Annotated in this window: 13 protein-coding genes; 11 read left to right on the top strand and 2 right to left on the bottom strand. The window is 66.9% G+C overall.

The features are described 5' to 3' along the window. Positions 1 to 109 precede the first annotated feature (109 nt). The 4 genes from WBN46_RS06105 (at position 110) to WBN46_RS06090 (ending at position 8437) form a co-directional block, all read left to right on the top strand. Positions 110 to 2428: a winged helix-turn-helix domain-containing protein gene (locus tag WBN46_RS06105; RefSeq protein ID WP_337730724.1), complete on the top strand. Its 2319-nt coding sequence runs from the start codon at positions 110 to 112 to the stop codon at positions 2426 to 2428. 147 nt (positions 2429 to 2575) lie between these two features. Continuing rightward, positions 2576 to 3484 carry a helix-turn-helix domain-containing protein gene (locus WBN46_RS06100; RefSeq protein ID WP_337730723.1) on the top strand — a complete coding sequence of 303 codons (909 nt, stop codon included), beginning with the start codon at positions 2576 to 2578 and terminating at the stop codon, positions 3482 to 3484. A gap of 58 nt (positions 3485 to 3542) precedes the next feature. Further along, positions 3543 to 6437: a TonB-dependent receptor gene (locus WBN46_RS06095; protein ID WP_337730722.1), complete on the top strand. Its 2895-nt coding sequence runs from the start codon at positions 3543 to 3545 to the stop codon at positions 6435 to 6437. Positions 6438 to 6586: 149 nt separating this feature from the next. Next, entirely contained in the window at positions 6587 to 8437 is a 1851-nt protein-coding gene (locus tag WBN46_RS06090; RefSeq protein WP_337730721.1) for a sulfotransferase, read from the top strand. A 61-nt stretch (positions 8438 to 8498) separates the two neighbouring features. On the opposite strand, the gene ppa is transcribed toward WBN46_RS06090, so the two are convergent. Then, positions 8499 to 9053 carry an inorganic diphosphatase gene (ppa, locus tag WBN46_RS06085; protein WP_337730720.1) on the bottom strand — a complete coding sequence of 185 codons (555 nt, stop codon included), beginning with the start codon at positions 9051 to 9053 and terminating at the stop codon, positions 8499 to 8501. Positions 9054 to 9206: 153 nt separating this feature from the next. On the opposite strand from ppa, the gene WBN46_RS06080 reads away from it, so the two are divergent. The 3 genes from WBN46_RS06080 to WBN46_RS06070 all read left to right on the top strand — a co-directional run bounded on the left by WBN46_RS06080 (position 9207) and on the right by WBN46_RS06070 (position 11125). Continuing rightward, positions 9207 to 9992, top strand: a complete 786-nt coding sequence (locus tag WBN46_RS06080; RefSeq protein ID WP_337730719.1) for a lytic transglycosylase domain-containing protein — start codon at positions 9207 to 9209, stop codon at positions 9990 to 9992. 125 nt (positions 9993 to 10117) lie between these two features. Continuing rightward, positions 10118 to 10621 (top strand): hypothetical protein, encoded by a 504-nt coding sequence (locus WBN46_RS06075; protein WP_142123285.1) that lies wholly within the window; start codon positions 10118 to 10120, stop codon positions 10619 to 10621. Positions 10622 to 10675: 54 nt separating this feature from the next. Continuing rightward, positions 10676 to 11125 (top strand): DUF4920 domain-containing protein, encoded by a 450-nt coding sequence (locus WBN46_RS06070; RefSeq protein ID WP_337730718.1) that lies wholly within the window; start codon positions 10676 to 10678, stop codon positions 11123 to 11125. A gap of 10 nt (positions 11126 to 11135) precedes the next feature. On the opposite strand, the gene WBN46_RS06065 is transcribed toward WBN46_RS06070, so the two are convergent. Continuing rightward, positions 11136 to 11771 carry an NAD-dependent dehydratase gene (locus WBN46_RS06065; RefSeq protein WP_337730717.1) on the bottom strand — a complete coding sequence of 212 codons (636 nt, stop codon included), beginning with the start codon at positions 11769 to 11771 and terminating at the stop codon, positions 11136 to 11138. Positions 11772 to 11938: 167 nt separating this feature from the next. Between WBN46_RS06065 and WBN46_RS06060 the strand changes: the two genes are divergently transcribed. The 4 genes from WBN46_RS06060 to WBN46_RS06045 all read left to right on the top strand — a co-directional run bounded on the left by WBN46_RS06060 (position 11939) and on the right by WBN46_RS06045 (position 13688). After that, positions 11939 to 12298, top strand: a complete 360-nt coding sequence (locus WBN46_RS06060) for a hypothetical protein (RefSeq protein WP_337730716.1) — start codon at positions 11939 to 11941, stop codon at positions 12296 to 12298. A 240-nt stretch (positions 12299 to 12538) separates the two neighbouring features. Further along, positions 12539 to 12913, top strand: a complete 375-nt coding sequence (locus WBN46_RS06055) for an EF-hand domain-containing protein (protein WP_337730715.1) — start codon at positions 12539 to 12541, stop codon at positions 12911 to 12913. Between the two features lie 121 nt (positions 12914 to 13034). Further along, entirely contained in the window at positions 13035 to 13349 is a 315-nt protein-coding gene (locus WBN46_RS06050; protein ID WP_337730714.1) for a hypothetical protein, read from the top strand. Between the two features lie 48 nt (positions 13350 to 13397). Continuing rightward, positions 13398 to 13688 carry a hypothetical protein gene (locus WBN46_RS06045; RefSeq protein WP_337730713.1) on the top strand — a complete coding sequence of 97 codons (291 nt, stop codon included), beginning with the start codon at positions 13398 to 13400 and terminating at the stop codon, positions 13686 to 13688. Positions 13689 to 13766: the final 78 nt, after the last annotated feature.

The following is a 13766-nucleotide window of genomic DNA, read 5'->3' as shown; positions in this document are numbered from 1 at the left end:
TCTGCCGGATTGAACGATCCGGCCGGTGACAGGTATTCAGGCACATGACGGGACAAGGGCGCCGGCGCAGCATCCGCCCCCACATGCCCCGACCTGCCGAGCCCCCATCGTGCCCCCTGCCGAACACCTGAAGGTGGGCGAGTGCTTCGTCGACATCTCCCTGCGCGAGATCCGCGCGCCGGGTGCCCGCAAGCCCGCGCGCATCACGCCCAAATCGATGGGCGTGCTGCTGGCGCTGGCCGACGCGCCTGGAAGGGTCGTCACACGCGACACGCTGCTGGCCGTGGTCTGGCCCGACACGCTGCCGACCAACGATGTGGTCACCCAGGCCATCACCCAGTTGCGCAAGGCATTCGGTGAGCGTGGCGATGGTCCGCGCTATATCGAGACCATCGCCAAGAGCGGGTATCGCCTGCTGGCGTCGGTGGAGTGGTTGCCGGCGGCAGGCGACGATGCTTCGCCGCCTGCCGCCGATGAACCTGTCTCTGCTTCGTCCGCGCCAGCTGACGCCCCCGTCGTCGTGCCGGTCGACGATGCATCCCGACACGCGGCGGCGCCGGTTCCGGTGATGGCCAACGCAGGGCAGTCGCCAGACCCACGCTTGTTCCGTCGCTGGGCCTGGGGCATCGGGCTGGGCGTACTGGCGTTGGGTATCGCAGCGTGGGGTCTTTGGATGATGGGGACCCGCAGCGGCCCTCTTGCCGTGGAGCCCGGCGTGCAGACACTGGTACCTGCACCGCGTCCGTATCGCCTGATCACCTCGGCACCCGGATTCGAACTGTCACCGACGCTGTCGCCGGACGGTTCGCAGGTCGCCTATCTGTCCAGCCTGACGGAAGAACTGGCGGGCACCGCGGTCATGGTGCAGACCACCGAGCCGGCCCAGCCGCGCACCCTGACCGTGCCACCGGAGGGCGCATGGGACAGCAACCCGGAGTGGTCGCCCAGTGGCCGTGAAATCGCGTTCCTGCGCCGCTTCCCGGGCAAGGACTGCCGGATCATGGCGGTCCAGGCCAGTGGCGGGGAACCGCGCACGCTCGGGATCTGCGATCCGAACAACCGGCCCAGTTTCGACTGGATGCCTGGCGGCGATGGACTGGTGTTCAGCAGTCCGCTGACGGGGGCGGGCGAACCGGGCCTGCGCCTGCTGGACCTCGCCACGGGGCGCTGGCGTGCGCTGGACTACGGCGCGAGCGACGAAGATGTCGATACCGCGCCGCGCTATTCGCCGGACGGCAAATGGATCGCCTTTGTCCGCAACACGCCGCTGGGCGACCTGTGGCGCATTCCCGCAGAAGGGGGACGGGCGGAGCGCCTCACCCATCAGCGCGCGGAACTGCGCGGCTGGGACTGGACCCCGGACGGCAAGGCCATCGTGTTCGGGCGCCGCGTCGACAGTCACACGCGTTTGTATCGCCTGACCTTGCAGGATGGTCGCATCGAGGATCTCGGCATTGAAGATGCACAGACGCCGGCCATTGCAGCGCGTGCCGACCAGCTGGCGTTCGTGCAGCGCAAGCCGCAGTTCGGCGTCTACCGCATCAGCAGTGCGCCGGCGATGGACGGGAAGTTGCCCGTGCCGGAACGGCTGTTCCCTTCCACCGGTCGTGACACGTTGCCGTCGGTGGCGCCGGATGGCCGCCAGATCGTGTTCACCTCCGACCGCTCCGGCGACTACGCCCTCTGGTGGGCCGACATGGAACGCCCCGCGTCGTTGCGCCTGATCGAGGGCATCCATCCCGAGTCCCGCCACCTGCCTGCGTGGTCGCCGGACGGCAAGCGGGTGCTCGTCGTCGGGACGGACGGTGCCGGGCGCTATGGCCTGCACGAACTGGTCCCCGCCAGCGGCCAGCTGCAGTCGCTGGCGGTGCCGGTGGCGCTGGAGGACCTGCTGTTCGCGGCCTATTCGCCGGACCCGGCGCGGATCTTCGTGGTCGCGGGGCGCGGGGACAGCCAGCAACTGGTGCTGTTCGACCGGAGCAGCACGCCGTGGCGGCAGGTTGCCACCATCGAGGGCGTGTCGTTCGCGCGCCCTGACGGCGCACAGGGGCGGGTGTTGTTCACCCGGCTGGGCCACGACGGGCTGTGGCAGGCGGACCTGTCCCTGTCTCCCGCCAGCATTCGCCAGATCGATGGCAATCACCCGGCCAGCCAGCGTTACCGCACCTGGACGGTCACCGAGGACGGTCAGATCGAGTACCTCGAACAACGGGCCGGGTGCTATGTCAGCCTGCGCCACATCGGGGCAGGACGCTCGCATCCGCCCCCCCGATGCCTTGAGCCGGACCATCTCTCCACGATCAATGGTTTCAGCGCACATGCGCGCACGCGTGTGGCGTACGTCTCAATGGCGATCAACGACGGGTCCGACATCGGCCTGCTGTCGTTGCGGCGAACGGCGGCGACGCCCCCGGTGCGGTTCTGGTAAGTCGCTGATCCAGAAAAAGAAAACACTTTCGCAAGTTCTTCGGAAGTGGATTCGTGGAGATTTCGGCGGGTTTTCCGCGCAATTTCCTGCGCCGACCGCCATGTTCCGGCACATCCACTGCTCCTGTTGCGCAAAGTGGAATGACCGATGGAGCAAACCTTGTGGGGGGACCGCGGACAAGTGGTCCGCGCCGATGCGGCCGATGGCCAGGATCCGAACGGCTGCATCGCGGTCTCGCGGTTGGGTGCCGTGCAGGCGGGTGCCGACGTGTTCACCGTGTGGGTGCAGCTGCGCGGTACCTCGTGGGTGGAGGCCAAGGAAGGACGCTTCCGGCTGCGCCGGGGGCACTGGATCGCACTGGAGCGCGACTCCAAGCCGTTGGTGCAGAGCGACCGCTATGGCCTGTGCTTGGGGGTGGCGCTGAGCGCGGATGCCCTGCGCGCGATGGCGCGATTCGCCGACAGCCCCTTGTATGCCGGTCGTGGGCGGTTGTCCCGACGCGATGCGCTGACCCTGCTGCGCCTGTGGCGCGCGGTGTCCCGGCACGCCCCGCAAGGCCCGGATTTCCTCGCACTCCGCCCCTTGCTGCTGCATATGGTGGCCATCCAGCAGGAGTTCTCCGACTACATCCAGCGTTGCCCGGGGCGTTCACGCAGCCGCAAGCGCCAGGTATTCGGCCGCCTGCAGCGCGCGCGCCTCTATCTGGAGGGCAATTGCGACCGCGTGGTGCGGATCAGTGAACTGGCCGAACTGACCAGTTTCTCCAGCTGGTACTTCTCGCGCACCTTCTACAGTCTGTACGACGAGAGTCCGCAGGCGGCCGCGGCACGGATGCGGCTGGAGCATGCGGCCGAACTGCTGCGCAACACCTCGATGATGGTGGGCGAAGTCGCCGCGGCATCGGGTTTCGACAATTGCTGCAGCTTCGCGCGTGCTTTCCGTGCGCGCTTCGGAACCTCGGCCAGTCGCTATCGCATGGCATCGACTGCGTCGAGGACAGACTCGGCAAAGTCATCGGCCCTCGTGCGCAAAGCGGCCGTGAAGACTGGAACGTAAGTTTGCAAGGCGTTTTAACACGCCCATAACGCAACACGTTCCCCTGAGGAGAGATTCAATGAACCATCGTAGTCCGCGTCGCGCGATGCGGGTCGGCTTGCTGCCGGCCGGCATTGCCATCGCACTGGTCCCGGCGTTCGCCATGGCGCAGGAAACCACCGATGCGCCCTCGAGCACCACCACGCTCGATCGCCTCGAAGTCACCGGCTCCCGCATCCGCGGCGCCGACATGGAAACGCAGCAGCCGATCATCACCATCGCGCGTGAGGACATCGAGAAGCAGGGCTTCACCTCGGTGGCCGACGTGCTGCAGAACCTGACCTCCGCCGGTTCCCCCGCGATCGCGCGTTCCGAAGCGCTGGCCTCGGGCGAGAACGTGGGTGGTTACTACGTCGACATCCGCAACCTGGGCGCGACCCGCACCCTGGTGCTGGTCAACGGCCGTCGCCTGGGCGCCACCACCGGTGGTTACCAGGATCTGAGCCAGATCCCGATGTCGGCCATCGACCGCATCGAAGTGCTGAAGGACGGCGCATCCGCCATCTACGGTTCCGACGCGATCGCCGGCGTGGTCAACGTCATCACGCGCAAGCGCTTCGAAGGCGCCGAGGCTTCGGCGTACATCGGCCAGACCGGCGAAGGCGACGGCGACACCAAGCAGTACTCCTTCACCGTGGGCTCGGCCAGCGACCGTGGCGGCGTCACGCTGTCGGTCGAGTACTCGAAGGAAGACCCGATCTCCGCCGCCGACCGCTGGTTCTCCAAGGACGGCAACGCCGGTCCAAACTATCCGGGTTCGGGCTGGAGCCCGATCAGCCAGAACGGCTCGTTCTGCGATCCGTGCCAGACGCCCGGCCTGCGACCGGGTCAGCCCGGCTACGTCGCTCCGGCGGACGAGCTCTGGTATACGCTGCGTGACGGCGGTACTCCTGGAGTGCGTGGCGACTATGTGCTGCACACGGCAGCAGACAATGCCAATGCCAACCAGCAGATGTTCCTGTCCACGGGCATCGAGCGCCGTTCGGTGTTCGTCAATGCGAACTACGACCTGACCGACAACGTCACGTTCAACGCCGACGTGCTGTACAACCATCGCTCCACCCAGTCGCAGATCGCCGGCTATCCGTACCAGTCGGCCGCGTTCGGCACGCCGCTGTCCGCCGACAGTGCGTTCAACCCGATGCCGGGCGACACCACGTTCCGTCGTCGCCTGTGGGAAATGCCGCGCACCACCGACAGCGAGCTGGAAACCTACCGCTTCGCGGGCGGCTTCGCCGGCTTCTTCGACCTGGGCGGCAAGACCTGGGACTGGGATGTCGGTGCGCTGATCAACCGCAACCAGTCGACCAAGCGTGCGCGCGGCGACATGAGCCTGATCGCCTCGCGCCAGGCGCTGGGTCCGTCGTTCATCAATGCCGACGGTGTCGCCCAGTGCGGCAGCGCGGCCGATCCGACCCCGCTGTCCGATTGCCGTCCGTGGAACCCGCTGCTGCCTTACGGCGTCGCCGGCCCGGGCTCGCTGTCCGATCCTGAGCTGCAGAAATTCCTGTTCCCGTGGTTCACCGATACCGGCCTGACCCGTACCACCAGCTACACCGCCAATCTGGCGGGCACGCTGTTCGAATTGCCGGCCGGCGATCTGGGCATCGCGGTGGGCGTGGAGCACCGCAAGGAGCAGGGTCGCTTCGTGCCGGACGCGTTCGCGCAGTCGGGCCAGAGCACCGGCCTGGGTGCAACCACCACCGAGGGTGACTATTCGGTCGACGAGGTCTACGTCGAGCTGAACATCCCGGTGCTGGCTGACATGGCGTTCGCGAAGGAACTGACCTTCAACGTCGCCAGCCGCTACTCCGACTACAGCAACTTCGGCGACACGATCAACAGCAAGTTCGGCTTCACCTGGCGTCCGATCGACGAGCTGCTGGTCCGCGGCACCTACGCCGAGGGCTTCCGCGCCCCGACGATCGACAACCTGTACGGCGGCATCGGCACCAGCTTCGAGAACTACACCGACCCCTGCGGCGTCGGCGCGGTGAACAGCGTCAACGGCAACGCGGCCTGCACCGGCGCGGGCGTTCCGCTCGGCTACGTGCAGCTGGGCCAGGGCCTGGTGCCCTGCACGACCTATCCGTGCGCCACCCCGGACCAGTTCATCACCGGCTCCAACCCCACGCTGGTCCCGGAAACGTCCAAGAGCAAGACCATGGGCCTGGTGTGGTCACCGCGCTGGGTGGAAGGTCTGGACATCTCGCTGGACTGGTACCGTTACGAGCTGAAGAACATGATCATCGAGGATAGCGTGGACCGCATCCTGCGTGACTGCTATGTGCTGGGCAACAGTGCCCGCTGCGAAGGCATCGTGCGTGCCAGCGACGGCCACATCACCGATCTGTTCTACGGCCTGGCCAACCTCGGCGCGATGGAGACCGAAGGCTTCGACCTGGGCGTGAAGTACGCGCTCCCGGAGCAGTCGTTCGGCAAGATCGCGTTCGACTGGACCTCGTCCTACACCAGCGTCTACGACGAGGAAGCCGAGAACTCGGCCGGCGAGAAGATCATCGTGGGCAACGTGGGCAATTCCGGCATCTTCCGTGTGCGCTCGAACCTGGGCGTGGACTGGTCGCTGGGTGCGTTCGCAGTCAACTGGACGGCCCGTTACTACTCGGGCATGAAGGAAAGCTGCGTGCCGAACCGTCCCTGCACCGAGCCGGACCACATCGCCAATGGTGAAGAGGATGCGATCCGCCGCGTCGGTTCCAACACGTTCCATGACCTGCAGGTCAGCTACAAGGCGCCGTGGGATGCCACGATCGCCATCGGCGCCAACAACGTGTTCGACCACAAGGGTCCGCTGATGTTCTCGAACTCCGAGTACCGCCACAGCGACTTCGCGTACTACGGTGGCTTCGACTTCGATCGTTACCTGTACGTCAAGTACACCCAGCGCTTCTGATCTCCGGATCGACGCGTATGCTGCACCACGACGGCCCCGCAAGGGGCCGTCGTTCTTTGTGGGCACGGCGGCGTGGCGGCGGTTGGTATCATCCGGCGTACCGATACACCGTCCCGTCCCCGGGGCCTTGCCGAGATCCGCACGACCCCATGAAGCTGCCCGCCCCCTTCATCCAGCTGCCCGTTGCCTTCGACGCCGAGGCATTGGCGCGCGAGGTGCGGACGATCGACGAGGCATGCTGGCGATCCCATCCGGGCGGAATCCCCGGCAACAGCGCGCTCGCGCTGATCACCACGGAAGGCGATCCCGACAGCGACCAGGTCACGGGACGGATGCGGCCTACGCCTTCGCTGGAGCGGCTGCCGTACCTCATGCAGGTGCTGGAATCCCTCGGCGCCACGTGGGGGCGTTCCCGCCTGATGCGTCTCTCGGGACAGTCCGAAGTCACCGGGCATGTCGACATCAATTACTACTGGCGTGACCACATGCGGGTTCACGTGCCGATCATCACCACGCCCTCGGTGCGCTTCCAGTGCGGCGACAGCGAAGTGAACATGGCGGCGGGCGAGTGCTGGATCTTCGACACCTGGCGCCACCACCGGGTCCTGAATGAAGGCAGCGAAACGCGCATCCACCTGGTGGCCGATACGGTGGGCGGTGTCGCGTTCTGGGACCTGCTGGAGCAGGGCAGGACCCCGGAGCGGCGCGAGCCGGGTTGGGCGCCACGACGGATCGCGCCGATGCAGGGCCACCGGGCGACGCTGGACTACGAATCGTTCAATGCTTCCGACGTGATGACACCGTGGGAGCTGCGCGAATGCATCGCCTTCCTGATCAACGACGCCGAACGGACCCCGCAGCTGCCCGCGATCCATGCGTTGCTGACGCGTTTTGCGCGCCACTGGCACGGCGTGTGGGCCTGCCATGGCAACCAGGCGTCGGGACTGCCGCATTTCAGGACGCTGCTGAAGGACACCCAGGAAAAACTCGCGCAGGCGGGCGTCGCGCAGGTCCGTCTGCAGAACGGACTCGGCCTGCTGGCAGCATTGAAGGCGCACATCTTCAGCATGGCTCTGGCCGCCGACGTGGATGAGTCCGCGCGCCGCGATCCGCATGGCGCCAGGCCAGCCAGCCCCGGGGGGCAGGCGCGCACGGGTGTCGCAGCGAAAGTCCCCGCTTGGAAGCAGCCCGTCTTCATCGTCAGTCCGCCGCGTTCGGGCTCCACGCTGTTGTTCGAGACGCTGTCCGGTGCGCCTGGCGTGCACACGATCGGCGATGAAAGCCATCTGCTGATCGAGGGCGTCGAGGGCCTTGCCCCGGCCCAGCGCGCGTTCCACTCCAACCAGTTGGGGCTTGCCGATGCCACGCCGGCTGTCGTGCAGGCGCTGCGCTCCCGGTTCTTCGATGCGCTGCGTGATCGTGAGGGCAATCCACCCGACGCGGATGCGACGCTCCGCATGCTGGAGAAGACGCCAAAGAACGCGTTGCGCATTCCGTTCCTGAAGGCGGTGTTCCCCGATGCGAAGTTCATCTACCTGCATCGCGATCCCCGTCAGGTCTGGGGCAGCATGATCGACGGGTGGCAGTCCGGCCGGTTCCGCATGTACAACCTGCCCGGCTGGCAGGGACCGGCGTGGTCGTTCCTGCTGACGCCGGGTTGGCAGGCGTTGAACGGGAAGGACCTAGGGGAGATCGTGGCGAGCCAGTGGGAAACCGCCACGCGCCTCATGCTGGACGATCTGGATGCGTTGTCGCCTGCCGACCGGGTATCGGTCGACTACGGACGCTTCGTGCAGGACCCTCAAGGGGAGGCACGGCGCCTGAGCGAATGGGCAGGGTGGTCCTGGGACCGCGAACTAGGTGGGCAGCTTCCCCTGTCGCGCTACACCCTGTCGAAGCCCGATCCCGACAAGTGGCGGCGGCATGCGGCCGACATCGAGCCGCGTCTCGTGCAGTGGAAAGCCACGATCGAACGCGCGGCACGCGCCGCGGGTCTCTGATCGCAGGAAGAAAAAAGGCCGCCCTGCGGGCGGCCTTTCCGGTTGATGCGCGGGGGCGCAATCAGAACTTGTGCTTCTCGCTGTCCGGTTGCGCGGCCTGGCGGGCGATGGCGTCCACCAACACGGCCTTGGCTTCGGCGGCATTGCCCCAGCCATCCAGCTTGACCCACTTGCCCTTCTCCAGGTCCTTGTAGTGCTCGAAGAAGTGGCCGATGCGCTCCAGCCAGTGCGGGCTGACCTGGTCGATGTCGGCGATGTGGCTGTAACCGGCGAACACCTTGTCCACCGGCACGGCCAGCAGCTTCTCGTCGCTGCCGGCTTCGTCGCTCATGCGCAGCACGCCGACCGGGCGGCAGCGGATCACCGAGCCGGGGATCAGCGGCAGCGGCAGGACCACCAGCACGTCGGCCGGGTCGCCGTCGCCGCACAGCGTGTGCGGCACGTAGCCGTAGTTGCAGGGGTAGCGCATGGGCGTGGAGAGGATGCGGTCGACGAAGATCGCGCCGCTGGCCTTGTCCACCTCGTACTTCACCGGCTCGGCGTCCTTGGGGATCTCGATGATGACGTTGATTTCGTCCGGCGGGTTCTTGCCGGCGCTGACCAGATCCAGGCCCATTGCGTGCTCCGAGGGGGTGCGGTGAAAGAGGCCGGCATTTTACGCGCTTGGCTGCTGCGGCGCAGCAGGGACCGGGCCAGACTGGCCGGCCGTCGGCGCGGGAAGCGTGATTCAGGGTGCCCTTCAGCTTGCCGGGCCTAGAATCCGCCGCCCATGCACCCTCTCCGACGCGCCGCCGGCTTACTGCTGACAGTGCTGGCCCTGGCCAGCACCGAAGCGGGCGCGCGTACGGTGTACCGGTGCGTGCAGGCCGGCACCGTCAGCCTGGCCACGGCGCCGGAACCCGGATCCAAGTGCGCGGCCAGGGAGATCGACGACAACGCCGTCAGCACGCCGAACCTGTGGGGCTCGATGGGCGTATTCAGCGGCACGCTGTACGAGCGCGAGCAGGACGGGCAGAAGGTGTATTCCACGCGCAACCTGCCGGGTTCCACCCCCTACCTGAAATTCACCGTGCAGACCCCGCCGGGTGAGCCCGCCCATCCGGGTCTGGGCAGGGTGGGTAAACCACGACTGGACCGCTATCCCGCCGAGTTCAAGGCGGCCGCGCGCCAGACCGGCGTCGACGACGCCTGGCTGCGTGCCGTCGCGCATGCCGAGAGCGACTTCGATGCGAAGGCGCTGTCGCCGAAGGGCGCGATGGGCGTGATGCAGCTGATGCCGGACGTGGCGAAGGAGTACGGCGTCGCCGACCCGTATTCCTCCACCGAATCGATCAACGCAGGAGCGCGCCACCTGCGTGGGCTGATGCGCCGTTACAAGGGCGACCTGACGCTGGTCGCGGCCGCCTACAACGCCGGCATCGGCACCGTGTCGCGCTACGGCGGCGTGCCGCCCTACGCGGAAACGCAGGAATACGTATCCAAGGTCACCGCGTTGTACGAGCTTTATCTGCGCGCGCTGGGACGCAAGCAGGCACCGGAGCGTCCCGCGCTCTGAACTTCTCGCGTGCCCACCGTGTGTCGGCGCGTCAGCCACGGTTGGATTTTTTCACTCGCTGCTTCCCCATCGCGGTCTAGCGTGGTCCTTACGGTCGGCCCTCCCGCGTCGGCCTGGAGATCGCCATGAAGACGCGACGCGTGTTCAGCGCCCCCGACATCGACACCGCCGAGGCGGCCCTGCATGTGGCATTGCATCTGGGCATCCGCCCCGATCATGCGTCCCTTGTCGGGCGTCCGGACATCGAGATGACGCAGATGCCCGATGCCGACAAGGAAGGCTCCCCCACCGACTTCATGCCGGCGGCGGCGCGCGGGTTGGTGGGCGGCGGTGTCGTCGGTCTGGTCATCGGCCTGCTCGCCATGGCCATCCCTGCGGTGGGCATCCCGTGGGCGGCGGTGCTGCTTTGCACGGTGGTTGGCGCGACGGTCGGTGGCTGGGCGGCGGCGCTGGCCGGTTCCTCCGTGCCCAGCGAAGTACGCCGCGACTATCGCACCGAGATCGCCGCAGGCAAGGTGCTGGTGGTGATCGATGAGGAGGACGAACGCCTGCTCGAACGCGCCAGCCAGGCCATCACCGCGACGGGTACACAACGCCTGCAGCTCGTGCACCACGGCCTCCTGCACTGAACCGGTGGACCGGGGCGCAGGTAAGATGCCTCCATTCCCCCGGAGGCAATGGCCATGCAACGTTGGTTGGCGATGATCTGTTCTGTGGTGGTCGCAGCGCCCGTGATGGCGTCCGACACTGCCTGGGACAAGTACGGTGCCGACATCCCCGCCGGTGCGGTGGTGCCGTTGGCACAGGCGCTCGCGCAACCGGCAGCGTACGAAGGCCAGGCGCGCGTCTTCAGCGGACGCGTCGTCGATGTCTGCCAGAAGAAGGGCTGCTGGGTGATGCTCGAGGACGACGGACATGGCGCGCGCGTGCTGCTGGGCGATCACGATTTCTACGTGCCCAAGGACGTGAGAGGACATGCGCAGGTGCATGGCGTGCTGTCGCGGGTGACATTGTCATCGGCGGCGCGCGACCACACTGCGAAGGAAACCAGTGCGGGAACCGCGGTAGCCGAGGCCGAGTACCGCATCGTCGCCGACGGCGTGCAGGTACGCGTGGACGAGCCTGACGCATGACCCGAGGGCATCAGCCCAGAAAATGCTCCGATGGAATGACGTGCCGCCCCGGCACCGCATCCATGGCCGCATCCAGCAATGCCTGCGCCACGCGGTCCGCAGGCACGATCCTGTAGCGCTTCGGCAGGACCGGATCCAGCGCACCCAGCACGTGCAGCGCCCAACGTTCGCCGCCCCGGTGCTGCACGCGTTCGCCGCCCAGCAGGCCCGGGCGCAGCAAGGTGAGCGATGTGAAGCCGATCGCGGCGAGTGCGTTTTCGACCTCGCCCTTCGTGCGCGAATAGAAGATCCGCGAACCTGCATCGGCGCCCATCGCCGACACCAGCGCGAAGGCCTGCGTGCCGTGTGCATGGGCGTGGCGTGCGATCGCAAGCGGATAGTCGTGGTCCACGCGCCGGAATGCGTCCTGCGAACCTGCATCGCGGATCGTCGTGCCCAGCGCGCAGGCCACGGCATCCACTCGCCACCACTCCGCATCGGGGGGCAGTGCCTCGAAATCCACGACCGGGTTCAGCAGTTTGGGATGGGGGGCGAGGGGTTTGCGCGTGGGCGCGACCACCTGGCGCACCCGTGCGGATGCCAGTGCGCGCCGCAGCGTCGCCTGTCCTACCAGACCGGTCGCGCCGGCCAGCAAAAGACGACTCATGCGATGCTCCCGTTGCGGCAATGGCGCCATCATGCCAGCACCGCACGGGGCGGGATCGCATCGGTTAACCTGTGGCGTCAGGCGCGGTCCCGCGCCGGGGAATGCCTGTCCATGCACCGCTACACGAATCCACACACCGCAGCGTGCGTCCTGGAAGGGTGCGCGCGATGAATCTGCCCCTGCACTACGGCGTGCTGGGCGCCATCGAAGCGGGCCTGATCGCTTTCGTGCTGGGCGTGCTCTGCTTCCTGTTCTGGAACTGGGTGAGCACCAGGATGCGCTGGTCGATGGGGCATGCCGTCGGTTGGGCCTGCGTCTCGGCCGTGATCTTCGGTGCCGGGGTGGACACCTGGAACATGTTCTACCTGGGCATTTCGAAACTGGAATCTCCGTTGTATGCGCGACTGGCATTGCAGGGTATCCACGATCCCGATTCGCTCGGCTCGCGCGTGGTGCTGGAAATCGCCGGCGCGTTGAGCGGCGTCGCCCTTGGTTGGCAATGGTTCAGCAAGAAAACGCCGGATTGAGTGCCGTCGAAAAGCGGGCAGGAAACGAATACCTAACGGCAAACGATGCGCGGCATCACGCATTCCACACGCGCCTGACGACACGCTCACGACGCCCTAACACGGGGCTAGCCGATGCGAATCCGCTTGTGGTTAAGCGTGCGTGCACGTTCATTTCAGCGCGCCAGTTTCGTTCAGAAGCGACGTTGCAAGGTGGGGCCGTGCGCAATCGGACGCACTCCCACAGAACGGAGCACTGACATGACGAAGAACAACCGCAAGCCGCTGATCGCCCTGGTCGCCCTGAGCGCCGCGCTGGCCATGCCGCTGGCGTTCGCGCAGGAAAAGACCGAAGACGCGGCGACGCAGCAGAGCCAGACCGAGCCGACGGCCGAACAGGCGACCGGCGCGGCGACCCAGGGTCCCACCCAGAGCACGCAGTCCGCGACGCAGGCCAAGCAGGGTTGGGCTGACGTGGATACCGATGGCGATGGCGCCATCAGCAAGCAGGAAGCCTCCGCCAACGCCGGCCTCAGCCAGGTCTTCGACCAGGCCGACGCCGACACCGATGGCAAGCTCACCGCCGACGAATACAAGGCCTTCGTGAGCAAGAACTACGGCGACCAGCAGAAGTAATCCGGCCCATCGCACCGGGTCGATCGCGGCGCCATGACGCCAGCGTGTGACCCGCCGGAAAGGGCGGCCTGTCGTGCCGCCCTTTCTCTTCCGGAGGGAACTCGATGACGAGGAGGGATCCATGAACACGAAGACGCTGTCCTGCCTGGGTGCGCTGGCCACTGTCATCGCACTCACCACTGCACCGCTGGCCCATGCGCAGGAGGTGCCGCAGCGCGGCGAGGAACGACCGTCGCCGCAGACGAGCCCACCCCCCACGACCCCCGTACCGCGCCCGTTCCAGGACCTGGACCAGAATGCAGATGGCGCGATCAGCAAGGACGAAGCGGCTGTCGACCCGCCACTGGCGCAGGTATTCGGCACGCTCGACAAGGATGCCGACGGTCGCCTGACACCGGAGGAGTACGCGGTGCATGCGCGGCAGGACAACCCCTGAAGTCACTGCACATCCATTCCCAATGAACCATGCTGCATGGAGGAACCGATGAAGAATCCCACCCGTACCTTGACGCTGGGCCTCGGCCTTGCGCTGCTCAGCGCGGGCTTGATGACGGCGTGCGGTCCCAAGCCGGAAGACACTCCGCCGCCGAGTGCACCGGAGCCGGTGGAAACCGCGCCGCCCACCGACAACGTGGTGCCGCCATCACCCACCCCGACGGATCCGGCCGTACCGCCGACCGATCCGAACCTCCCGCCGCCGGCCAATCCCAACGCGCCGGAAACCACGCCGCCGGCCACCGACGGCAGCACACCGCCGCCCAGCAGCGGGGGTTAGCGCACGACGCAGAGGCATGCCGCAATGCCATCACGGCCGCCATGTCGATGGCGGCCGTTTTCATTGACGGCTGGGCTG

It is taken from the genome of Pseudoxanthomonas sp. CCNWLW251 (genome assembly GCF_037402255.1).
Classification (GTDB): domain Bacteria; phylum Pseudomonadota; class Gammaproteobacteria; order Xanthomonadales; family Xanthomonadaceae; genus Pseudoxanthomonas_A.
This window is presented reverse-complemented; position numbering and strand designations above follow the sequence as displayed.